This is a genomic window from Rummeliibacillus sp. NPDC094406, from assembly GCF_044763875.1.
In the GTDB taxonomy this organism is placed as follows: Bacteria; Bacillota; Bacilli; order Bacillales_A; family Planococcaceae; genus Rummeliibacillus.
This window is the reverse complement of sequence record NZ_JBIWGZ010000003.1, coordinates 271,534-294,643: the sequence shown is the minus strand read 5'-3', so window position 1 is coordinate 294,643 and position 23,110 is coordinate 271,534. Positions and strand designations below refer to the sequence as shown.

Below are 23,110 nucleotides of genomic sequence, written 5' to 3'. Positions count from 1 at the left end.
GAAGGAGGAGACCACATGACATTAATGCAAAATGATCATATTAGTGAAATTCGTGATGGCAAGAGAGTCATCGTCAAAAAGCCTGAGCTATTAGCTCCTGCAGGTAATTTGGAAAAATTGAAAATTGCTGTCCACTACGGAGCTGATGCTGTGTTTATTGGTGGACAAGAGTTCGGTCTTCGTTCCAATGCGGGTAACTTCTCAATTGAAGAAATTCATGAAGGTGTAGAATTTGCCAAAAAATACGGAGCAAGAATATATATAACAACAAATATCTTTGCTCATAACGAAAACATGGATGGACTTGAGGATTATTTACGTGCTCTTGAAAATGCAGGTGCAGCAGGTATTATCGTAGCTGACCCATTAATTATTGAAACATGTAAACAAGTTGCACCAAAACTTGAAATACACCTAAGTACACAACAATCGCTTACTAACTGGAAAGCTGTCCAATATTGGAAAGAAGAAGGTTTAGAACGTGTTGTACTTGCACGTGAAACAGGTGCAGAAGAAATCAAATTGATGAAAGAAAAAGTCGATATCGAAATTGAATCATTCGTTCATGGTGCAATGTGTATCGCTTATTCCGGACGTTGTGTACTATCTAACCACATGACAGCTCGTGACTCTAATCGTGGTGGTTGCTGCCAATCATGTCGTTGGGATTATGATTTGTATGCTGTGGAAGATGGTGAGGAAAAGCCATTATACGATGCAGGGGATGAAGCCTTTGCAATGAGTCCAAAAGACTTAAAATTAATCGAATCAATACCGAAAATTATTGAATTAGGCATTGATTCATTAAAAGTTGAAGGACGTATGAAATCCATTCACTATATCGCAACAGTAGTTAGTGTTTATCGTAAAGTAATCGATGCTTATTGTGCTGATCCTGATAACTTTAAGATTAAAAGAGAATGGTTAGAAGAATTAGATAAATGTGCGAACCGTGAAACAGCATCATCATTCTTTGAAGGTGCACCTGGCTATGAACAACAAATGTTTGGAGAGCACGGAAAGCAAACAAAATTCGACTTCGTAGGTATGGTTTTAGAGTACGATGAAGATACAAAAATGGTTACATTACAACAACGTAATTACTTCAAACCAGGTGATGAAGTGGAATTCTTTGGCCCTGAAATTGAAAACTTTACAGTTGTAATAGACGAAGTTTGGGATGAAGATGGAGTTTCACTAGATGCTGCACGACACCCATTACAAATTGTTCGCTTTAAATGTGAACAAAAACTATATCCGCATAATATGATGCGCAAGGAGATGCGATAATGGGAAGTAAACGTCCAGTTGTGATCGGTATTGCTGGAGGTTCTGGTTCAGGTAAAACAAGTGTAACCCATGCCATTCATGATGTATTTAAAGAACATTCAGTAGTTGTAATTGAACAAGATTACTATTATAAAGACCAAAGCCATTTGGAATTTGAACAACGTTTAGAAACAAACTATGATCATCCAAATGCTTTCGATACAGAATTATTAGTTGAAGATGTCAAACGTTTACTTGATCGTCAAGCGATTGAAAAGCCAGTATACGACTACGCACTTCATACACGTTCAACAGAAACAATTCACATTGATCCACAAGATGTTATTATTCTAGAAGGTATTCTTGTATTGAGTGATTCACGTCTTCGTGATTTAATGGATATAAAATTATTTGTTGATACTGATGCAGATTTACGTATTATTCGACGTATTTTAAGGGATATTAATGAACGAGGACGTTCAATGGACTCAGTTATTGAACAATATCTATCAGTTGTTCGTCCTATGCATAATCAATTTATCGAGCCAACAAAACGCTATGCAGATATAATTATTCCTGAAGGCGGACAAAATGAAGTGGCGATTGATTTAATGGTAACAAAAATAAAAACAATCCTTGAAACTGATAGTATTGTGTAATATCATGGTAATTGATTAGCAAATATACTTTTTGAAACTATGTCGCATTCTTTATGAAGTTGTGGCATAGTATTTTTATTAAGTTAGGCTATGTTAAAAGTCTTTGTTGTGAAGAAGTAGTGACACACCTGTCGGATGATTGGTCAAACGAGACTACAGAGTCGTGCTTGCACGAGGCGGTGGCACATGAACAATTCGGCGGAATGGGAGCGGATTCTTCACAAAAACAACAGTATAGATTAACAGAGCCATTAAGTTAAGATGTAACTTAAGGAGTGAACACTATTGTCAACTGAAAAACAATATCCAATGACTGCTGCTGGTAAGCAAAAATTGGAAGAAGAATTAGATTACTTAATTACTACAAAACGTAAAGAAGTTGTAGAACGCATTAAAATTGCACGTGGTTTCGGTGACCTTTCCGAAAACTCTGAATACGATGCAGCAAAAGACGAACAAGGTTTCGTAGAAGGTCGTATTTCACTTCTTCAAACTATGATTCGTAATGCAATGATTATTGAAGAGGGTACAAGTGCTTCTGATATCGTTACAATCGGTCGTACAGTAACTTTTAAAGAACTTCCTGATGAAGATGAAGAAACTTACACAATTGTAGGTTCTGCAGAAGCAGATCCATTTGAAGGTCGTATTTCAAATGATTCACCAATTGCCAAAGCCTTAATGGGCAATAAAGTAGGAAATAGAGTGAAAATCTCAACTCCTGGTGGAGATATGGATGTTGAAATCGTTTCAATAAAATAACTTTTAATTGGTTAGAAGCTCACCTGTTATGGGTGGGCTTTTTTGTTTAGAATATTTTCTATTAAGCTTTCATATAGATGACATTAGTCGTGTTTTTGACTAGGGCTAGAAGGAGTTTCTAATTGTATGTTATGATAATCTTAAAGACGAGTAGGGTAACCTTGAACTCGTCACTATATAAAGAGATGTTTAGGGGGGATACATATGGCTGAAATTAGACGTCGATATAACCCAGGAGAAAAAAAGCCAAAGAACACAGGAAAACGAAAGATGGATAAAATTTTAAATGTGCTAATTGGTATTGTGGTCGTACTAATACTAATTGTTGCTGGTGTCATCGTTATTGGGGGCTCAAAAGACAAAGAATCTGCAAACAATAACAAAGTCGAAAAAAACGTAAAACAAGACACTGATGAAAAAGATGAAAATATAGTAGAGAAAGATTCAAAAGAGCTAGAAAAAGAGAAAGCAAAACAGGCTGAAAAAGCAAAAGAAGAATCTACTAATCAGCAAGATGAAAATCAAGGTGTGACTTCTACCGAAACAAATCAAGATTCTACTAATTCTAATTCTACCGAACAAAATAATACAGAAGTAGCGACTGGAAGTAACAGTAATACTTCATCATCTGACACTTCTACAAATTCTAATTACAACTATGAGGTAAGTAAAACCGCAACTACGGAGTCATCTAATGACCAAAATGTACAAAAAGTAATTACGGATTCAAATTGGAAACCTACAAAAACTGCCCAAAAAGATGATGGCAGTACACATACATCAAGTTATGATAAAGGTTCTGTAGACTGGAAAGAAAAAATTAAAACAATTGCAACAACTACAGGTTTAGATGAAAATGATATGATTGTTTGGTATGTAAAAAATGGCGGTAGCCCTGATACTTCAATAGGGATTGTTTCATCAAAAGATAAAAAGAAAAGTTACCGTGTTTCTTTGAAATGGGTAACAAATGAAGGATGGCAACCAACAAAATTAGAAGTACTAAAATCGTATAAAGGTGCATATTAATATGCTAAGACGGTTATCCATTTCTTGACGGATAGCCGTCTTTTGTTTATCTTGAGAATAGTGTCACAAAAGAGAGGAAGAATTAGATGAAAATTGCTGTCATTGGTGCAATGGAAGAAGAAGTAGAATTATTAAGAAATACACTTGAAAATACTTCAACTAAAACAATTGCAAATAGTGAATATACAGAAGGTACATATGCAGGTCATGATATCATTTTGTTGAAAAGTGGGATTGGTAAAGTGAATGCCGCAATGTCTACGACCATTTTACTGAATGAATACAAACCAGATGTTGTGATTAATACTGGATCTGCGGGTGGCTATGATGAAAATTTAGAAGTTGGTGCGATCGTTATTTCAGATGAAGTACGTCATCATGACGTAGATGTAACCATTTTTGGCTATGAAATAGGACAAGTGCCACAAATGCCAGCAGCTTTCAAATCATTTGAAAAACTTATGAAACTTGCTGAAGAAGCGGTAACAGAAATTGGTGAACACCAATATGCAGTTGGTTTAATTACAACAGGAGATTCCTTTATGAATGATCCTGAACGAGTTGAAATGGTACGCGGCTACTTTCCAACAATGAAAGCTGTAGAAATGGAAGCAGCAGCTGTAGCACAAGTATGTTATCAATTTGGTACACCATTTGTAGTTATCCGTGCATTATCTGATATTGCTGGAAAAGAATCGAATGTTAGCTTTGATGAGTTTTTACCAGTTGCAGCTAAACATTCAACACAAATCGTATTAAAAGTAATTTCTAAATTATAATTATGTGGCTGTCATAATTTCGTCATAGATTTGACAGCAGATGTTCAAAAAGGTCCCGCTTCAATACATCTTTAGAGTGATATGATAAAGGTAGTTAAGGTACTTCATTCTAGGGATGTTGGGAGGGTCTAATATGACATTCATTATGGTATCTGCTGTAGCTATTACAGCAGTCTTAAGTCTGGTTATGGTATCTGAAGTTTCAACAAACTAAATAAAAAACGGAAGTTGCCCTTTTAGTCGGTCAAATATTCTTCTCGACCAGCAGGAATTACACTCCAAGAGGAACGTTATTTGGACTGAAAAGCTGACGTGTAAAGCTAGATAGGTAGTAAAAACGGAGACGGCTTTTCTGCCGTTTTAGAAATATAAAAAAGAGTTACCCACAGCGACATTGGGTAACTCCTTTTTTAATCCAGTTTTTTTCTTTTCTCTTCCTTCATGTTTTTTTTCGTTTGAAATGTTGATACAATTTAATAAGAGCTCTTTTCTCGATCCGACTTACATAACTTCTAGAGATTTTCATTTCTTGTGCAATCTCTTTTTGCGTTTTTGCGTCTTGCTGACCAAGACCATAGCGTTGTTGAATAATGGACAATTCTCTTTCATCCAGTAGATCTAAGTGTTCATATAATCTTTGTTCCTCTTCACGTCGTTCAATTTGTTGCTCAGTTGATGGATCATCACTTTGTAGGAAATCTGCAATTTCAAGGGGATTGCCATCCTTATCAGATCCAATTGTTTCATAAAGTGAAACATCTTTTTGTACTTTTTTCTGGCTTCTCAAATGCATTAATATTTCATTTTCGATACAACGAGCAGCATAAGTGGCTAACCTCGTTTTTTTCTGTGGTGTAAAACTTGCTACTGCTTTCATTAAACCAATTGTCCCGATAGAGATATAATCATCTAATTGCTCATGTTTTGGATGGAATTTCTTTACGACGTGAGCTACTAACCGCATATTTCTTTCTATAAGCTCCAGTTTTGCCGATTCATCGCCATTTAAAAAACGCTCAAGACAGTCTGCTTCTTCTTCCTTTGTAAAGGGCTGTGGAAATGATTGCCCTTTTAAATAGCCAAGAATGACAGGGAGTTCAACCCAAAGCTGTAGGATGGCTGTTAAAAGGGTACTGATTGTCGTCATCCTTTCGTGATTGTTAATAATACAACATATGACAAGAACTACCTTTTTACAACAAAAAAATGACCTGCAAAGGCAGGTCATTTGAAAATATTTCTCAAACTTTTTTTAATGAAAATGTACTAATCATAAGAATCGATAATAGCGGGAACAAAAACATATAAAATACTGTTGAAATAATCGGGATAAAGAAAAAGGATACAGTTAAAATTGCACCTGCGGCAGTAATCGGTAAACCACAGAAGTATCCATTAGATTCTGTAATATTAAATCTAGCAAGTCTGAATGCTCCACAAGCGATGTATAACACAGCAACAATCATGCCGATTGTACCATAATCCTTTAATGTCATTTCATACATCAGTAACGCAGGAGCCACACCAAATGATATAATATCACTCATGGAATCTAATTGCTTTCCTAACTCTGATTCTTGATTAAATTTCCGTGCAATTTTACCATCATAACGATCTAAAAATGCGGCAATGAAAATAAACAAGACAGCATTGTTATATGATTCATTTATGGTAGCCATAATAGATGCACCACCGAATGAGATATTTCCGATTGTAATTAAGTTAGCTAAGTGTGATTTCATTTTTTTAATTGTGGTATCCACTTTTTGAATAAGAAACAATGGACAGCACTCCTTTTTTGTTCAGTATTATTACATTATACTGCTTTTTGGGTGTAGCTGTAAAACTTTTTAAGAATGAGGTATAAAATTGATTAGAGAAAAACTTTATCGATCAATAGTCGAATTAACAAACGGTAGATGGTCATCCTTCCTGTTACAACATTTTACTACATCACGAATTAGTAAAAAAATAATTTCTTCTTACATTAATATATACGGTATTAAACTGGATGAGGTTTCAGAAAAACAAGAAACCTTTCAAAATCTTCATGATTTCTTTATCCGCCAATTAAGTGAAGATACACGTCTTATTGCGGAAGGGAAAAATGTATACACTAGCCCTGTTGATGCAAAAATCGAATCATTTGGAGATGTTGAAAAAAATACAATTTTTTACGTGAAAGGGAAAACATACGATTTAAAAGATTTGCTAGGTAAAGAAGAAATTGTAAATAACTATATTAATGGAAAATATATAGTTTTTTATTTAAGCCCTGCAGATTATCATAGGTTCCATAGTCCAATTGATGCTAAGGTAGTCAGACAATTTACTCTTGGTCGAAAATCTTATCCAGTCAATGGCCTAGGCTTAACTTATGGTAACCAACCAATCTCAAAAAATTACCGACAAATTTCAGAATTGGTTACTGAAAATGGTTCACGCTGTGCATTTATTAAAGTAGGTGCGATGTTTGTTAATTCGATTCATATAACGAATACGTCAGATAATTGGAACAAAGGTGAAGAAGTTGGATATTTTAGCTTTGGTTCAACCATTGTTATGTTGTTTAACGAAAACAGCGTACAATTTTTAGATAATGTTGTGCAAGGTACGCATATCCAGGTGGGTCAAGCATTCGCACATATGTTATAATTTATAAAGTTAGCTGTAGCACGTTTGAAAAAAGAAGTACATTAAGAATAGGGGAAAAAATTTGTATAAATTGATTATGCCAAAGGAATTTGCTCATTCAATTTTCGAAATAACGCCGGAAAAGCTGAAGCAAATGGGCATTAAAGGGATTATAACAGATCTTGATAACACTTTAATTGAATGGGACCGACCAGATGCAACAGAAGAGCTGATTGAATGGTTCAAAAAATTGCATGATAATGGAATTCAAATTGTTATTTTGTCTAACAATAAAGAACCACGTGTCAAAAAATTTGCTGATCCATTAGGGATTCCTTATATTTTCAAAGCTCAAAAACCGCTTGCGAGAGGTTTTAGAAGAGCGCTTGAACTGCTCAATATGAAACCAGAAGAAGTCTTGATGTTAGGTGATCAAATGCTGACAGATGTGATGGGTGCAAATCGAAGTAAACTACACACCATTTTAGTGAAGCCGGTTGCTCAATCAGATGGTTTTGTAACACGATTTAATCGTTTTATCGAACGACGTGTTTATAAATATTTAAGTAAAAAAGGTATTAAAACTTGGGAGGAAAAATAATGAACGAAATGCCACATTGTATCGGCTGTGGTACACAAATCCAAACAGAAGACAAAAACGCACCAGGATATGCACCTGTATCTTCTTTAGAAAAGGAAGATATCGTATGCCAACGTTGCTTCCGTTTGAAAAACTACAATGAACTTCAACCTGTGTCATTAACAGATGACGATTTCCTGCGAATCTTAAACGGTCTAGGCAAACATAAAGGTTTGATTGTGAAAATTGTAGATATTTTCGACTTTAATGGTAGCTGGTTGCCGGGGTTACATCGTTTCGTGGGTAACAATCCAGTTCTACTAATTGCAAATAAGGCGGATTTGCTTCCTAAATCTGTAAAGAAACAAAAAGTGATCAATTGGTTAAAACGTGAAGCAAAAGCACTTGGACTTAAACCAATTGATGTATTACTTGTAAGTGCCCATAAAGGCAAAGGCATGCAAGAAGCGATGGAAGCAATCAATGAATACCGTAGAGGGCAGGATGTCTATGTTGTTGGATGTACAAATGTAGGGAAGTCAACATTTATCAACCGCATCATCAAACAAGCTACAGGTGCTGGTGATATTATTACAACCTCCTACTTCCCAGGTACAACGCTTGATATGATTGAGATTCCTTTAGATGATGGACATGCAATTTATGATACGCCAGGGATCATTAATCACCATCAAATGGCACATTATTTGGATCCATCTGAATTGAAATTTATTATGCCTAAAAAAGAAATCAAGCCAAAAGTATTCCAGCTGAATCCAGAACAAACATTATTTGTCGGTGCTTTAGCTCGTTTTGATTTCATACAAGGAAAGAGATCAGCGTTTACAGTGCATATTGCAAATGATTTGAATATTCACCGCACAAAATTAGAAAATGCAGATGAATTATACGCAAATCATAAAGGCGAATTACTTGCTCCACCATCTGAAAAGTATATTGATCAACTACCAAAATTAGTACGTCATGAGTTTTCGATTAAAGAAGCAAAAACAGATATTATATTCTCAGGTCTTGGTTGGATTACTATTCAAGATCCGAATGTCGTAGTTGCAGCATATGCCCCAGAAGGCGTAGAAGTTCAGGTTCGCCCTTCATTAATATAGGGGGAATTGTTTTGAGAAATTGGTACGCAGTTATTGGAGATCCAATCGAGCATTCGATGTCACCACTAATGCATAATGCTTGGATGGCAGAAGAAAATCGAGATGCTAGTTATATTCCGGTTCATGTTTTACCAGAGAACTTAGAACAATCAGTAGTAGCTCTAAAAACACTGGGTTGTAGTGGTTGGAATATTACGATCCCACATAAAGAGAAAATCATTCCGTACTTAGATGAGCTCGATGAATCAGCTCAAAAAATGGGCGCAGTGAATACTGTGGTAAAACAACCAGATGGCACATATAAAGGTTATAATACAGACGGCTTAGGCTTCGTTCGTTCTTTAGAAAAAGAAGTTGGCAATGGTCATCGAAACAAACGTGTGTTAGTTATTGGCGCAGGTGGAGCTGCTCGAGGAATTGCGTTTGCACTTGTTGCTACAGGCTATACACATATTACGATTGCAAATCGAACTGTCTCAAAGGCAAAAGTTATTTGTGATGAGCTAGGCATTGAAGCTAAAGCTATTTCATTGAATGAAGCTGCAGAGCAACTAGAACAATTTGAAATTCTCGTGCAAACGACGTCAGCGGGTTTGAATCATAGTGAATTTACATTACCGTTTTCAATGAAACAATTATCGACCACTGCAATTGTTGCAGATATTGTGTATAATCCTTTAATGACACCATTTTTAAAAGAAGCAAAGAAAAAAGGAGCGACTGTTGTCACAGGACTTGGCATGTTTATCCATCAGGGTGCACTTGCTTATAGTTACTGGACAGGGACGTATCCGAAAGCAGAAGTCGTAAGCGACTTATTGCTTGAGCAATTAGGAGGAAATTAATTACATGTTAACAGGTAAACAAAAACGTTTTTTACGTGCTGAGGCACATCATTTACAACCAATTTTCCAAGTTGGGAAGGGTGGGGTAAATGAAGCAATGCTTGTTCAGATTAAACAAGCATTAGAAGTACGTGAATTATTGAAAGTACGTATTTTAGACAACTGTGAAGTAGACAAACACGAAGTAGCTGAACAATTAGCTGAGGGAACAAATGCTGAACTTGTTCAACTTATTGGGTTAACAGTTGTTTTATATAAACAAGCATCAAAACGTGAACATCGCAAAATTGAATTACCAAAAGCGAAATAAGGATTTGATGAAATGAAAAAAGTAGGTCTTCTTGGCGGTACATTTAATCCTCCTCATATGGCACATCTCTTAATGGCAAATGAAGCATATGATGTTTTAGGATTAGATGAAGTACGTTTTATGCCGAATGCAGTACCTCCACATAAAGTAAAACCTGAGGATGCCACAGCAAAAGACAGATTGCATATGACAGAACTAGCCATTCAGTCTATACCTTATTTTAAAATAGAACCGTATGAAATTGAGCGTGGTGGAGTATCTTATTCATATGATACTTTAAGAGGATTAACTTCCCTTGAACCCGATACAGAATTCTATTTTATCATTGGTGGCGATATGATTGATATGCTCGATGAGTGGTACCATATTCAAGAACTAACTGAGTTAGTCCAATTTGTTGGTGTGCATCGACCAGGTACTGTAGGCATAACAAAACTTCCAGTGCAGCTAATAGAAGCACCGCTTATGGATTTATCTTCTACGATGATTCGCAATCGCTTAAAAGAAGGACGAACTGTGACATTTCTAGTGCCGACAGCCGTTGAACAGTATATACGAGAGGAAGGTTTATATGGAACGCGATGAATTATTATTAGCGATGAAAGACCGTATGCCTGAAAAGCGTTATATCCATACAATTGGTGTGACGGATACAGCCATAAAGCTTGCAATGCGTTTTGGAGAGGATTCTAAAAAAGCAGAAGTAGCAGCTATTTTGCATGATTCATGTAAATATGCAGACCGTGAATGGATGAGGCAAACCATTGTTGAACGACAAATGGATCCAACTTTGCTTCAATATCATCATGAATTATGGCATGGTCCTGTAGGTGCTTATGTAGCTAAAACAGAATTTAATGTAACTGATGAAGATATGTTAAATGCGATTCGTTACCATACAACTGGGCGAGTAGGGCAAAGTAATTTAGAAAAAATAGTCTATATTGCAGATATGATCGAGCCTAATCGGAAATTTCCAGGTGTCGATGAACTTCGAAAAGCATCTGAAGAGTTAGATTTACACGATTTGATGATTAAATGTATAGCACACTCTATTTCATTTTTAATAAGTAAACATCAACCGGTATTCCCTGATTCGTTTGAATGCTATAACGATTTATTGTTGCAAAAGAAAGGACAAGTGAAAGAATGACAAATACATTATTAGATATCGCTTTTAAAGCAGCAGATGACAAACGTGCAGAAGATATTGTTGTATTAAATATGCAAGGAATCTCATTACTAGCAGATTACTTTTTAATTTGCCACGGTAATTCAGATCGTCAATCACAAGCAATCGCACGTGAAATTGCTGATGCAGCTCACAAAGCCGGCTATGAAGTAAAACGTATTGAAGGATTCGATTCAGCTCGCTGGATTCTAGTGGATTTAGGTGATGTAGTATGTCACGTTTTCCATAAAGATGAACGACAATACTATAATTTAGAACGTTTATGGGGCGATGCACCTGAAAAATTCTTAGCAGTGGATGCTGAATGAGTAGCTACGGTAGATTTGCAGAAGTATATGACACATTAATGACTGATATTCCATATGATGACTATATTCATTGGATTGCAAAATATGCGCCAGCTACGGAATATAAAAAGCTATTAGATATCGGTTGTGGAACAGGTACCATGGCTGCTAAATTTGCTGCATTAGGATACGAAGTATGCGGTGTTGACTTATCCGAAGAGATGCTTACGATAGCAGCTGAACGATTTATGTTACAAGGGATCGATGTACCTTTATTTTGTATGTCAATGGACGAACTAGAAGGGTTTGAAAATCTTGATGTTATAACAATTCCAATTGATTCGATCAATTATGTACAAGAACAAGAAGAGGTACAACAAACCTTATCTCATGTTTATCAATCACTTAGAGTAGGTGGACAATTGTTCTTTGATGTGCATTCATTATTTAAAATGAACGAAATCTTCATGAATTCTCCATTTACTTATGATGATGGTGAAATTACTTATTTATGGGTAACTGAAGCTGGCGATGCACCTCATTCCGTACATCATGATATGGTGTTCTATGTACAACAAGACAATCGTTTGTTTGAACGATTCGAAGAATATCATTACCAAAGAACTTATGAAATACAAACATATGTGAACATGTTACAACAAGCAGGTTTTACTGATATTACGATTACAGCAGACTTTTCTTCAAAAACACCGACCGAAAAATCTGAAAGAATTTTCTTCCGTGCCATAAAATAGTCTTTTCAAATATTGGAAAATCATTTATATTGGAATTAGCTTCGTATAAATCGCCTTCTGATCAGAAAGGATGTGCGAGCTAATTCCTTCTTTTTTGAAGAAAAATGGCAAAAAGTATGGCATCCCCATTGTGATACTTTTATGTATTATCGTGTTTTATATCTCCAATCAATCGTCCACACCCCCACAGGACGAGCTTTTCTCTACAATCGAAAAAGAAAAACAACTTAATATGGAAGAACCCGAAACAAAAACTGAATCTGAGCAAAAGGGCATAAAGGAACAAGGTGTCGTTGCAACAACCTCAATTATGGTAGATGTAAAGGGAGCGGTCAAAAACCCTGGTGTCTACAAACTAGATGCAGATAGCCGTGTGATTGATGCGATTCTGCTTGCAGGAGGATATGCCAAGAATGCTCAATCCAGGCAGATTAATCATGCTCAAAAACTGCAAGATGAAATGGTTATCTATGTTCCACAAAAAGGTGAAAAAGTAGAAGAAGTTTTAGCAGTCTCTTCAGCTGAAACAACGACGTCCGTACCATCAACGCAAGATGGAACTATGAATACAGCGAAATCAGATTTAGTTAATATTAATACTGCAGACGAATCGGGCCTTACAACACTTAATGGAATAGGACCAGCTAAGGCTAAAGCAATTATTGCCTATCGAACAGAAAATGGACCATTTAAAACCATTGAAGACTTAAAAAATGTAACAGGAATTGGTGAAAAAACGTTTGAATCTTTAAAAGATTATCTAACAATACAGTAATTCAATAGATAATTAGCAATATTGACTGTTGAAAAAGATGCAATCTATATCTAAACTGATAGAAGAAGATCTATTCAGGAGGCATTTATATGGAGCGTATTACATGGAACCAATTTTTCATGGCACAAAGCCATTTGCTAGCTTTAAGAAGTACTTGTACAAGACTATCAGTAGGTGCAACAATTGTTCGTGATAAACGGATTATAGCTGGAGGATACAATGGCTCGATTTCTGGCGATGATCATTGCATTGATAAAGGATGCTATGTTGTCGATAACCATTGTGTTCGTACAGTACATGCAGAAGTAAATGCATTATTACAATGCGCAAAATATGGTACACCCACAAATGGAGCAGATTTATATGTAAGCCATTTCCCATGCTTACCTTGCACAAAATCAATTATTCAAGCAGGAATCAAAAACTTATACTATGCAACTGACTACAAGAATAATCCATATGCTGTTGAATTGTTAGAACAAGCAGGGGTAAATATCGTGCATGTTCCATTCGATGAACGAAAAATTGACTTTTTAAGTAATGAGAAAATTGCACTTTATGTAGATTTATTGGCAAAACTTCGCGAACATGGTGCAACACTTGAGGAATTGGAACCTTATGAACAGAAGGTGGAAGAATTATTCGGTCTATCAACATTAGACATAAAATAATTTACATTGCTCTCGTAATATTACTGGCTTCTGTGGCTGCACATCTAAATTTGTGGCTACTTGGCCTAATAATCCCTTTTAGTCTATTTTTATGGTGGAAAAAAGAACGCGCTTGGATGATTACAGCTCTTGTAATCATCTCTTTTTCTACTTACTTCTATACCTCACAAACACTACAACATAGAAACCAACCCATTCCTAAAAATACAACTTTAACATGGACAGATGCTTATACAATCAATGGATCAAAATTAAGGGGATTTGCAAAGCTTGAAAACGGTGCAAAAGTATATGCAGTTCAAACATTTCGATCACAGCAGGAAAAAGAGAAGTATGAACAGATATCTTTAAGTGGATATACATTTCAAGTGAAAGGTGAATTAGTACCTCCTACCTTGCCAGCTCATCAATATGCATTTTCTATGGAAAATTATATTAAAAGTCATGCTGCTCAAGGAATCTATGAAATCGATCAAGCAACTTATATAAAAAGAGAAAATTCACTTGCAGCTATTTTAGCGAAACAACGATTTTATGTTAAAAAACATATTGAGAAAACTTTCCCAGAAAGTCTTGTAGCAGAAGCACAATCATTATTAATTGGTGACCAAGAAAATGTTGACCAAGACTTAAATAGAGCCTATCAAAAACTCGGTATTACCCATTTGTTTGCCATTTCAGGACTTCATGTGGCACTTGTATCACTATTAGTCTACGAACTGCTACTAAGGCTTCATATAAGGCGAGAGCATGCTAGTTTGGTTATTATGATTGCATTACCTATCTATGCATGTATCGCTGGAGGAGCGCCTTCTGTATGGCGTTCTGTAATAGTGGTGGAAATGTTGATGATCAGTAAAGTTTTCTCTTCAAAATTATCAATAGATGATGCATTGTCATTAAGCTTTATCCTATTAGTTTTATATCAACCTAGTATTATTTTTCAAATTGGATTTCAACTTTCTTATCTAGCAACAGTGGCTCTTATATTTTCGAGCGCTATCTTACAATCAACACAAAACGCTATATTACAATCCTTCTATATGACAATAGTATGTCAATTGTTAGTATATCCACTACTCATCTATCACTTTTTTGAATTAAGTTTGTCATCTTTTTTAGCTAATATTATTTTTGTTCCGCTTTTTTCATTTATCATTTTGCCGATTAATATTATTTTATTGGGTTTAACTTCAATATTCCAACCACTCGCACAATTACTATTTTTCGTATATGAACCTTTAAGGGAGCTTGTTACGAAGTGTATTATGTGGCTGCAAGCAATTCCATATCAAATGTGGGTTACTGGAAGGCCGAGCGTGATTGTATGTTGTATGGCATTTATAGGTATATTAGCGGCATTTGTATATTTCGAGAAAAGGAATTATTTTATGGCAACATTATGTATCATAATCCCTGTGTTCGTGATTCATATCGCACCCAGTATGCATAAGGATGTTCGCATAACATTTTTAAATGTAGGACAAGGGGATAGTGCCATAATTGAGCTACCTTATCGTAAAAAGGTTTATGTTATCGATACAGGGGGGCTTCTGCGATTTGATCAGGATAAGTGGAAACAATCGAAAATTGAATTTGAGGTGGGGCGGAAAATTGTTGTGCCTTATCTAAAAGGGCGTGGAATTCGATTGGTTAATACATTGATAATGACTCATGCGGATGCTGATCATGTAGAGGGTGCTGAAGAAGTGATGGAAGAAATCCGTGTAAAAGAGATTCATATTACGCCAAGTTCATGGGAGAAGCCCGTAATGCGTGATGTGATAGAACTGGTGAAAAAGAAAAGGATTCCATTGAAAGAGAAAATGGTAGGTGAGAAATGGCGAGAGGGAGATGTCTATTTTGAATATCTAACACCAACAGACACTCATTATGAAGGAAATAATGATTCACTTGTCCTCTTGTTACGTTATGGAGCTTTTAAATTGCTTCTCACTGGTGATTTAGAAGAGGAAGGGGAATTACAGCTTGTCAAAAATAAAACACAATCTTTAGAGCATCTGACGATTTTAAAAGCAGGGCATCATGGTAGTAAAACATCGAGTGCAGAACCATTTTTGGAAGCAACGAAACCAATACTGACTATTTTTTCTACTGGATTAAACAATCGATACGGACATCCTAGTAAAGAAGTAGTTGAGCGGTACAATCGTCTGGAATTACCCACACTAAATACAGCAGAAGTCGGGACTATAGAGATGAATGTGACCAAAAATAGGTGGGATATTATGACGACAGCTCAATTAATAGAAAAGAAAAAAGCTTTGTCCAAGTGACAAAGCTTTTTCGGGTAGACTCTTACAAATTCACGTAGTCAATTACAGTTGCAATAATGAACATAAGTGCGAAGAATACGAATGATACGCCAAAGCCTACGCCTGAATCAAGAGCATCGTTTCTTTTGCATTGTACATCTTTTTCAAATGGATTCATTGATATCCCTCCTAATTCGTTTTTATTATACGGTAACGCCTACAAAAAAGCTATATTGAATGGAAATTTTAAGACATTAGGCAGAATTTGACACAATTTGTCCATACTCGCAGATTATAAAAAATGAATGTATACTAGAACTAGTGAAGTGCTAGGAGGACAAAAATGTTTTCAAAATTATGGAATGATATTCAAAAGGGGAGAATAGCACCAGTTTATTTATTAGCTGGACTTGAATCCTATTTTATAGATGAGACCATTCGACGTATTAAAATAAAACTTGAGGAAGAAGGAGAAATCGAAACGATTACCATTGATCTTGATGAAAAGCCTGTAGATTTTGTGATTGATGAGTCGGATACAATTCCTTTTTTCTCTAGTAAGAAATTAATTATTGCAAAGAATGCCTCATTTTTGAAGGCAACAGACAAGACAAAAGAAAAGATAAATCATGATTTAACAAGACTTGCAAAGTGGCTTGAATTTCCTTCAGATACATCTGTTACTATTTTCGTTGCCCCATATGAAAAGCTTGATGAGCGCAAAAAGGTTACTAAACAAATGAAAGAACATGCTGTGTATATGCTGGCAGAAACGCCAAAAGAGCAGGATTTAAGCGTTTGGGTGCAAAATGAGGTATCAGCTCAAGGAAAGGCCATTAATGATGAAGCTACATCCAAACTAATAGAAATGGTTGGGATGGATATGTTACATTTGCGATCTGAAATTGAGAAAATTTGTTTATATCTTGGTGAAGATGCAAATATCTCCTACTCTTTGGTAGAGGAATTAGTGGCCAAAACATTAGAACAAGATGCTTTTAAAATGCTTAATGCTTATATGCGCCATGATGTGTCGGAAGCATTATCAATCTATCATGATTTGATACGTCAAAAGCAAGAGCCTATTATGCTTGTTGCACTGTTAGCCTCTCAAGTTCGTTTAATGTCTAATGTCTATTATTTACTAACAAAAGGATATCATCCCCAACAAATTTCAAAACAGCTAAAAGTAAACCCTTACCGTGTGAAAAGAATTGTGGAGGATCGACGCAGCGTATCAGATGAATCGTTGTTAAAAGCATTATACGGGCTAAGTGAAGTTGATTTACAATTGAAATCTATGGGAGGTAAACGGGAAAGATTTTTAGAATTATTCTTGATGAAGCCATTATAGAAGTTACATATAATGGTGAGAGCTAGTGATGAGCTAGCTCTTTTTTATATCTAAGAACTATAAATTTGAATGTTGCTATTAGAAAGGAATACTTAGCATGCGGGCTCATAAAATAAAATTTTAACATAGCTCATATCAAAGAAATCTATATAGCTGACGCTTGTACACAAAAAAAGACTAGAGAAATTCTCTAGTCTTTTTGAATCCATATTGGATTAAGCTTTTTTCATTAAACGAGCTTTTTGACGAGAAGCTGCGTTTTTGTGGATTAAGCCTTTAGAAGCTGCTTTATCTAATGATTTAACAGCAACACTTAAAAGTTCTTTTGCGTTTTCATCTTTTGCAACTAATGCAGCATCCGCTTTTTTCACAGCAGTACGCATAGCAGATTTTACTTGTGCGTTTTGTGTGTTAGCAGTAGCGTTAGTTTTAACGCGTTTGATTGCAGATTTAATGTTTGGCATTAATGTTCACCTCCTAAAAAGGATCGAGATGAGTAAATTCTCAACTGTTTCATGTGTCTATACAACAAGCATCATTATAGCAAAATCCGAGTAGAAAAATCAAGAGAGAAATGCAAAGAATATTTACTTGACACAATGTACACACTAGGAATGAGGTGAGATTATGGAAAATTTCCAATGGTCAACAACAGACCTAGTAGATGAAACTGAAGCATATATTAAACATAAAACAGAAGAAGAACGTGCAACATTAAGGGAATCTAATGGTATAGACATACAAGAAAATTGGGAGGAAATCGTAAAAATAACACAAGTGACCGTTTCAAAAGAAGGAGAAGAGCATATAGGAAAAAAAGAAGGAACTTATGTCACATTATCAGTTCCATCATTAGAAGCATACGATCAAGAGGGACTTGAAATTTTTGAAGAAAATATTATTAAAGTGCTTCAAAAATTGCATACCAAGGAGCAACTAAAAAAAGTGCTTATTATCGGCCTTGGAAATCGTACGATTACACCAGATGCTATAGGACCCTTGACCATTGAACAATTGCATAACCAAGATATTATGATTCAAGAGAATTGCATTATTTATGCTCCCGGTGTCACAGCACAAACAGGATACGAAACAAGTGAATTTGTAAGGGCTCTTGCTGAAAATATTAAACCATCCCTAATCGTGGTCATTGATGCGCTAGCGACGAATTCTAGTGATAGATTGTGCAAGACAGTACAAATTACGAATACCGGAATTCAACCAGGCGCTGGAGTAGGAAATGCAAGAAAAGAGATTTCTGAAGAAACAATGGGATGTCCTGTAATAGCAATTGGATTACCAACAGTAGTAGATGGTCCAGTGTTAATAACAGATGCGGTAGAATCTTTATTTAAATATATTTCAGCAAAAATATCAGAAGGAAAGAGACCTTCATCTGCTTTATCCGTTTCATCCTATTCGGTAGATGAAAATACACCAATATCAACAGATGCATTATTGCCGATTTTTGGCGAATGGGTGAAGTGGGAGAAAGATGAACGCCTTCAACTTTTCCAAGAAGTTTTAACTGGACAACAACGTCTTTTTGTTACTCCAAAAAATATTGATGACTGGGTTTCTGCCTACGTTAACATGCTTGCAAAAGTTTGTACAAGATGGTTGAGTGCCGCTTAGAGGTTCTAAATAAGATCCCTTCTCCATAGAGTAACAGGAGGAGGGATATAGGATGCAAAGACGGCAACGACGATGGAAATTTAGTATTTTATTCTTAGCAATCTTTTTTTCACTACCTATCATTGCAGCGAAAATCCCGCTTTGGGCAGAAGAGAAACCAGTTATTGAAACGTCAAAGCAGGATACCAAAATTGCATATGCAGCAAACAAAACAATCGCCACAAAAGTTTCGGAGCAAAAACCAACTACTTCTTTTAAAACCTTGATTTATTTTACACACTCACATGAAGCATATTATCCTATGCTAAAAAAACGACAGCAAGCCATCACAGTAAATAATGACTCGACGAATGTCCAAACTCTAAGTGAAACATTTGTTAATCACTTCAAACAAAACAATATTGATGCGGACATTCTAAATGTCGATACTATGAAAGTGATGAAACAACAGCAAATGGTATTTTACCAGGCATATGATGCAGTCCGTCCCTATGTAAAGAAACAGATTGAAAAAGAAGATTATAATTTAATCATGGATATTCATAGAGATTCTGCAGGAAGAAAAACGACTACAACTACTTATAAAGGAATGGCGTATGCTCGAATGGCATTTGTCATCGGAGCCAAAAACAAGCAATACCAAGCAAACGAAGCATATGCTGAACAGTTATCCAAAAAGTTAAATAGTCTAGTTCCAGGGATATCAAGAGGTGTAATTAGGAAATCTGGCGCAGGTGTCAATGGTATTTATAACCAAGACTTATCAAAACAAGTTATTTTGATTGAGCTTGGTGGTATTGAAAATAACGAAGAAGAATTAAACCGTTCAATCGCGATTTTAGCAAGAGCTATTGAAGAAGCATTTGTAGAACCTACATCATCCTAACATTGCAATATAATGCGAATCACTGCTATAATTCTAGTAGTTTAATTAGGAGTGGAACGCATGAATCGAGAAGAATTAATCAAACGTCAAGAACATATACGAAATTTCTCTATTATCGCTCATATTGACCACGGAAAATCAACATTAGCAGACCGTATATTAGAGAAAACAAACGCATTAACTGCACGTGAAATGAAAGAACAGCTTCTAGATTCAATGGATCTAGAAAGAGAACGTGGAATTACGATTAAATTAAATGCTGTACAATTACAATACACAGCAAAAAATGGAGAAACTTATATCTTACATCTAATTGATACTCCAGGACATGTCGATTTCACATATGAAGTTTCAAGAAGCTTAGCTGCTTGTGAAGGGGCAATTTTAGTTGTTGACGCTGCGCAAGGGATTGAGGCACAGACCTTAGCAAACGTTTACCTTGCTTTAGATAATGACCTTGAAATATTACCAGTCATCAATAAAATTGACCTTCCTTCAGCTGATCCAGAACGTGTTCGAGGAGAAATAGAAGATGTAATTGGTTTAGATGCTTCAGAAGCGGTCTTAGCTTCAGCAAAAGCTGGTATTGGTATTGAAGATATTCTAGAACAAATCGTAGAAAAAGTACCAGCACCACTTGGAGATCCAGGAGCACCTCTACAAGCACTTATTTTTGACTCTGTTTATGATGCATATCGTGGTGTCATTACTTCTATTCGAATTGTAGAAGGTACTGTTAAGCCTGGGGATAAGATTCGTATGATGGCAACAGGTGCTGAATTCGAAGTAATCGAAGTCGGTGTACATACACCGAAAATTACACCTACTAAGTTTTTAACAGTTGGAGATGTTGGGTATTTAACTGCTTCCATCAAAAATGTAGGTGATACTCGTGTAGGGGATACCATTACATTTGCAAATAACCCAGCGTCAGAAGCATTGCCTGGTTATCGCAAATTGAATCCGATGGTATATTGCGGTTTATATCCAATCGATACTGCTAGATATAATGATTTGCGTGAAGCATTGGAAAAGTTAGAGTTAAATGACTCTGCATTACAATATGAACCAGAGACTTCACAAGCACTTGGATTTGGTTTCCGCTGTGGATTCTTAGGTCTACTTCATATGGAAATTATTCAAGAACGTATAGAACGTGAATTTAATATCGATTTAATCACCACAGCGCCAAGCGTTATTTACCATGTGCACATGACAGATGGTGAAGAAATAAAAGTGGACAACCCATCTATGATGCCGGATCCTCAAAAAATCGATCGTATTGAAGAGCCTTATGTAAAAGCGAACATTATGGTGCCAAATGATTATGTTGGAGCGGTAATGGAAATCTGTCAACGAAAACGTGGTAATTTCTTAACAATGGACTATATTGATACAATACGTGTGAATATTTTCTATGAAATTCCATTATCAGAAATCGTCTATGATTTCTTTGACCAACTTAAATCTAGCACCAAAGGCTACGCATCATTTGACTATGAATTGATTGGTTATAAACCATCAAAATTAGTGAAAATGGATATTTTACTAAACGCCGAACAAGTGGATGCATTGAGCTTTATCGTACACAAAGACTTTGCATATGAACGCGGTAAAGTAATTGTAGAGAAACTAAAAGAGTTAATCCCACGTCAACAGTTCGAAGTACCAGTACAAGCTGCAATCGGTCAGAAAATTGTTGCAAGATCAACCATTAAAGCAATGCGTAAAAACGTACTTGCAAAATGTTATGGTGGGGATATCTCTCGTAAACGAAAACTTCTTGAAAAACAAAAAGAAGGTAAAAAACGTATGAAACAAGTAGGTTCCGTTGAAGTTCCACAAGAAGCCTTTATGGCAGTATTGAAAATGGATGACGATCAACCTAAAAAATAAAATATTCTAATCGAAAGAAGAGCTGAATTGGCTCTTCTTTTTCTTTTGGGTAATTCTAACTTTGTCGAATTTTATAGTTACATTGAATATAAAGTATATTTTATTTACCATGGTAGTTATTCTTTATTAGAATAGTGATTATTGACATTTAGGAAGGAGTGATATTGTGGTTATTAAAGAAGATATTGAATGTCTAGAACGATTGATGAAATCAATCGAAGTTAAGCTTTGGGCTTTTGAATGCCACATCACTCATATGCAAAATAAAATAGAAGAACTAAAACAGCAAAAACTTTTATATAAATAGAGGGAAAGGAAGCGTATTATTACGTTTCCTTTTTTATTTAAAAGCAGAACAACCCCGATGACAAAAAGTTTCCATAAATAGACACTTTATCTACTGTTATCTCAATTTTGAATATGAAATAATAGATATGGAGGCGATACCCATGAAAAATCTTGAAAAGATAAAAAACACGCATCAATGTTTTAATTGTGGTCATGAATTTGAATGGAAAGCTGTTTATTTCAATCCACCAATCACACCACATACAGTAAATGCGGCACGTGAAATGGAAGGTAATATTGCAAAACTTATATTTACATCAAAAGATGTAATGGAAATTGAAGTAGCTTGTGATGAGTGCTTTAACTTAAATCGATTTACATATTCAAAATAGTAATGTCCAAAGCCGTATGTAATAAAGCATACGGTTTTTTTAATCCAACTAAGGAATCCGGACCTAAACGTTATTTTAGTAGCTTTGAAAAGAACTTATGAGTCGTTTTCAATTGGATACATTCCATACTTTTAAGGGCTTGATAGTTCTTTATCATATAGAATAATTCATGACATTTTGATAATAGAGAGAAATACATTAAACTATATCTAATGTTACTAATGTTAATTTGTATGAAATTATCCCGCATTAACGGGCAGTAAGATTCCTACTTCAAAATTGAGAGAGAAGCGAAGAAGGAAGGAGGAGATAACTGCCCGTAAAAGCCCGATTGGTTCAACTAACCATCAGTGGGGAAAAAGAAAACCCCACTGATGGAGTTTCACTTTATCCCGCATTAACGGGCAGTAAGATTCCTACTTCAAAATTGAGAGAGAAGCGAAGAAGGAAGGAGGAGATAACTGCCCGTAAAAGCCCGATTGGTTCAACTAACCATCAGTGGGGAAAAAGAAAACCCCACTGATGGAGTTTCACTTTATCCCGCATTAACGGGCAGTAAGATTCCTACTTCAAAATTGAGAGAGAAGCGAAGAAGGAAGGAGGAGATAACTGCCCGTAAAAGCCCGATTGGTTCAACTAACCATCAGTGGGGAAAAAGAAAACCCCACTGATGGAGTTTCACTTTATCCCGCATTAACGGGCAGTAAGATCG

28 protein-coding genes are annotated in these 23,110 nt (G+C 35.7%); 24 read left to right on the top strand and 4 right to left on the bottom strand.

What is annotated here, in order from left to right:
• The first annotated feature begins 24 nt into the window (after positions 1-24).
• The 6 genes from ACIQ4I_RS09860 to mtnN all read left to right on the top strand — a co-directional run bounded on the left by ACIQ4I_RS09860 (position 25) and on the right by mtnN (position 4,498).
• Complete coding sequence (locus tag ACIQ4I_RS09860; RefSeq protein ID WP_403096130.1) at positions 25-1,290, top strand: peptidase U32 family protein; 1,266 nt, start codon at positions 25-27, stop codon at positions 1,288-1,290.
• On the top strand, positions 1,290-1,928 hold the full coding sequence (udk, locus tag ACIQ4I_RS09855; protein WP_397539399.1) for a uridine kinase: 639 nt from the start codon (positions 1,290-1,292) through the stop codon (positions 1,926-1,928). Before ACIQ4I_RS09860 ends, udk begins: the two co-directional genes overlap by 1 nt.
• 53 nt (positions 1,929-1,981) lie before the next feature.
• Positions 1,982-2,188 (top strand): hypothetical protein, encoded by a 207-nt coding sequence (locus ACIQ4I_RS09850; protein WP_403095765.1) that lies wholly within the window; start codon positions 1,982-1,984, stop codon positions 2,186-2,188.
• Between the two features lie 25 nt (positions 2,189-2,213).
• Positions 2,214-2,690: a transcription elongation factor GreA gene (gene greA, locus ACIQ4I_RS09845; protein WP_403095763.1), complete on the top strand. Its 477-nt coding sequence runs from the start codon at positions 2,214-2,216 to the stop codon at positions 2,688-2,690.
• 204 nt (positions 2,691-2,894) lie between these two features.
• The gene (locus tag ACIQ4I_RS09840) at positions 2,895-3,719 is read left to right on the top strand and encodes a YrrS family protein (RefSeq protein ID WP_403095761.1); all 825 of its coding nucleotides are present in this window, start codon (positions 2,895-2,897) and stop codon (positions 3,717-3,719) included.
• A gap of 86 nt (positions 3,720-3,805) precedes the next feature.
• Positions 3,806-4,498, top strand: a complete 693-nt coding sequence (gene mtnN, locus ACIQ4I_RS09835) for a 5'-methylthioadenosine/S-adenosylhomocysteine nucleosidase (protein ID WP_403095759.1) — start codon at positions 3,806-3,808, stop codon at positions 4,496-4,498.
• A gap of 439 nt (positions 4,499-4,937) precedes the next feature.
• On the opposite strand, the gene sigK is transcribed toward mtnN, so the two are convergent.
• Complete coding sequence (gene sigK / locus ACIQ4I_RS09830; protein ID WP_403096129.1) at positions 4,938-5,636, bottom strand: RNA polymerase sporulation sigma factor SigK; 699 nt, start codon at positions 5,634-5,636, stop codon at positions 4,938-4,940.
• Positions 5,637-5,739: 103 nt separating this feature from the next.
• Positions 5,740-6,279 carry a CDP-diacylglycerol--serine O-phosphatidyltransferase gene (gene pssA / locus ACIQ4I_RS09825; protein ID WP_403095757.1) on the bottom strand — a complete coding sequence of 180 codons (540 nt, stop codon included), beginning with the start codon at positions 6,277-6,279 and terminating at the stop codon, positions 5,740-5,742.
• Between the two features lie 91 nt (positions 6,280-6,370).
• Between pssA and ACIQ4I_RS09820 the strand changes: the two genes are divergently transcribed.
• The 12 genes from ACIQ4I_RS09820 (at position 6,371) to ACIQ4I_RS09765 (ending at position 15,968) form a co-directional block, all read left to right on the top strand.
• Positions 6,371-7,153, top strand: coding sequence for a phosphatidylserine decarboxylase (locus tag ACIQ4I_RS09820; protein ID WP_403096128.1), 783 nt, complete (start codon positions 6,371-6,373; stop codon positions 7,151-7,153).
• A gap of 76 nt (positions 7,154-7,229) precedes the next feature.
• Entirely contained in the window at positions 7,230-7,733 is a 504-nt protein-coding gene (locus tag ACIQ4I_RS09815) for a YqeG family HAD IIIA-type phosphatase (protein WP_403096127.1), read from the top strand.
• Complete coding sequence (yqeH, locus tag ACIQ4I_RS09810) at positions 7,733-8,836, top strand: ribosome biogenesis GTPase YqeH (protein WP_403095755.1); 1,104 nt, start codon at positions 7,733-7,735, stop codon at positions 8,834-8,836. Before ACIQ4I_RS09815 ends, yqeH begins: the two co-directional genes overlap by 1 nt.
• An 11-nt stretch (positions 8,837-8,847) precedes the next feature.
• A complete protein-coding gene (gene aroE / locus ACIQ4I_RS09805) occupies positions 8,848-9,681 on the top strand; it encodes a shikimate dehydrogenase (protein WP_403095753.1) in 834 nt (277 codons plus the stop codon).
• A gap of 4 nt (positions 9,682-9,685) precedes the next feature.
• Entirely contained in the window at positions 9,686-9,991 is a 306-nt protein-coding gene (gene yhbY / locus ACIQ4I_RS09800; RefSeq protein ID WP_403095751.1) for a ribosome assembly RNA-binding protein YhbY, read from the top strand.
• A 12-nt stretch (positions 9,992-10,003) separates the two neighbouring features.
• A complete protein-coding gene (locus ACIQ4I_RS09795) occupies positions 10,004-10,576 on the top strand; it encodes a nicotinate-nucleotide adenylyltransferase (RefSeq protein ID WP_403095749.1) in 573 nt (190 codons plus the stop codon).
• Positions 10,563-11,144 (top strand): bis(5'-nucleosyl)-tetraphosphatase (symmetrical) YqeK, encoded by a 582-nt coding sequence (gene yqeK / locus ACIQ4I_RS09790; RefSeq protein WP_403095747.1) that lies wholly within the window; start codon positions 10,563-10,565, stop codon positions 11,142-11,144. The genes ACIQ4I_RS09795 and yqeK overlap by 14 nt, the downstream gene beginning before the upstream one ends.
• Positions 11,141-11,491 (top strand): ribosome silencing factor, encoded by a 351-nt coding sequence (gene rsfS / locus ACIQ4I_RS09785; RefSeq protein WP_397539389.1) that lies wholly within the window; start codon positions 11,141-11,143, stop codon positions 11,489-11,491. Before yqeK ends, rsfS begins: the two co-directional genes overlap by 4 nt.
• The gene (locus ACIQ4I_RS09780; protein ID WP_403095746.1) at positions 11,488-12,225 is read left to right on the top strand and encodes a class I SAM-dependent DNA methyltransferase; all 738 of its coding nucleotides are present in this window, start codon (positions 11,488-11,490) and stop codon (positions 12,223-12,225) included. Before rsfS ends, ACIQ4I_RS09780 begins: the two co-directional genes overlap by 4 nt.
• A gap of 70 nt (positions 12,226-12,295) precedes the next feature.
• Positions 12,296-13,000 carry a helix-hairpin-helix domain-containing protein gene (locus ACIQ4I_RS09775; protein WP_403095744.1) on the top strand — a complete coding sequence of 235 codons (705 nt, stop codon included), beginning with the start codon at positions 12,296-12,298 and terminating at the stop codon, positions 12,998-13,000.
• An 89-nt stretch (positions 13,001-13,089) separates the two neighbouring features.
• Positions 13,090-13,671: a ComE operon protein 2 gene (locus ACIQ4I_RS09770; protein ID WP_403095742.1), complete on the top strand. Its 582-nt coding sequence runs from the start codon at positions 13,090-13,092 to the stop codon at positions 13,669-13,671.
• Positions 13,672-13,787: 116 nt separating this feature from the next.
• Entirely contained in the window at positions 13,788-15,968 is a 2,181-nt protein-coding gene (locus ACIQ4I_RS09765) for a DNA internalization-related competence protein ComEC/Rec2 (RefSeq protein ID WP_403095740.1), read from the top strand.
• 22 nt (positions 15,969-15,990) lie between these two features.
• On the opposite strand, the gene ACIQ4I_RS09760 is transcribed toward ACIQ4I_RS09765, so the two are convergent.
• Positions 15,991-16,125 (bottom strand): YqzM family protein, encoded by a 135-nt coding sequence (locus ACIQ4I_RS09760; RefSeq protein WP_397539384.1) that lies wholly within the window; start codon positions 16,123-16,125, stop codon positions 15,991-15,993.
• Positions 16,126-16,290: 165 nt separating this feature from the next.
• Between ACIQ4I_RS09760 and holA the strand changes: the two genes are divergently transcribed.
• Positions 16,291-17,301: a DNA polymerase III subunit delta gene (holA, locus tag ACIQ4I_RS09755; RefSeq protein ID WP_403095738.1), complete on the top strand. Its 1,011-nt coding sequence runs from the start codon at positions 16,291-16,293 to the stop codon at positions 17,299-17,301.
• Between the two features lie 215 nt (positions 17,302-17,516).
• Here the strand turns inward: holA and rpsT are convergent, their stop codons facing one another.
• On the bottom strand, positions 17,517-17,765 hold the full coding sequence (rpsT, locus tag ACIQ4I_RS09750; protein WP_403095736.1) for a 30S ribosomal protein S20: 249 nt from the start codon (positions 17,763-17,765) through the stop codon (positions 17,517-17,519).
• Positions 17,766-17,928: 163 nt separating this feature from the next.
• On the opposite strand from rpsT, the gene gpr reads away from it, so the two are divergent.
• The 5 genes from gpr (at position 17,929) to ACIQ4I_RS09725 (ending at position 22,398) form a co-directional block, all read left to right on the top strand.
• Positions 17,929-18,936 carry a GPR endopeptidase gene (gene gpr / locus ACIQ4I_RS09745; protein WP_403095734.1) on the top strand — a complete coding sequence of 336 codons (1,008 nt, stop codon included), beginning with the start codon at positions 17,929-17,931 and terminating at the stop codon, positions 18,934-18,936.
• Between the two features lie 52 nt (positions 18,937-18,988).
• Positions 18,989-19,822 carry a stage II sporulation protein P gene (spoIIP, locus tag ACIQ4I_RS09740; protein ID WP_403095732.1) on the top strand — a complete coding sequence of 278 codons (834 nt, stop codon included), beginning with the start codon at positions 18,989-18,991 and terminating at the stop codon, positions 19,820-19,822.
• Between the two features lie 60 nt (positions 19,823-19,882).
• Positions 19,883-21,718 (top strand): translation elongation factor 4, encoded by a 1,836-nt coding sequence (gene lepA, locus ACIQ4I_RS09735; RefSeq protein ID WP_403095730.1) that lies wholly within the window; start codon positions 19,883-19,885, stop codon positions 21,716-21,718.
• 166 nt (positions 21,719-21,884) lie between these two features.
• The gene (locus ACIQ4I_RS09730) at positions 21,885-22,025 is read left to right on the top strand and encodes a hypothetical protein (RefSeq protein WP_403095728.1); all 141 of its coding nucleotides are present in this window, start codon (positions 21,885-21,887) and stop codon (positions 22,023-22,025) included.
• 142 nt (positions 22,026-22,167) lie between these two features.
• On the top strand, positions 22,168-22,398 hold the full coding sequence (locus ACIQ4I_RS09725) for a hypothetical protein (RefSeq protein WP_403095727.1): 231 nt from the start codon (positions 22,168-22,170) through the stop codon (positions 22,396-22,398).
• The last annotated feature ends 712 nt before the right edge of the window (positions 22,399-23,110 follow it).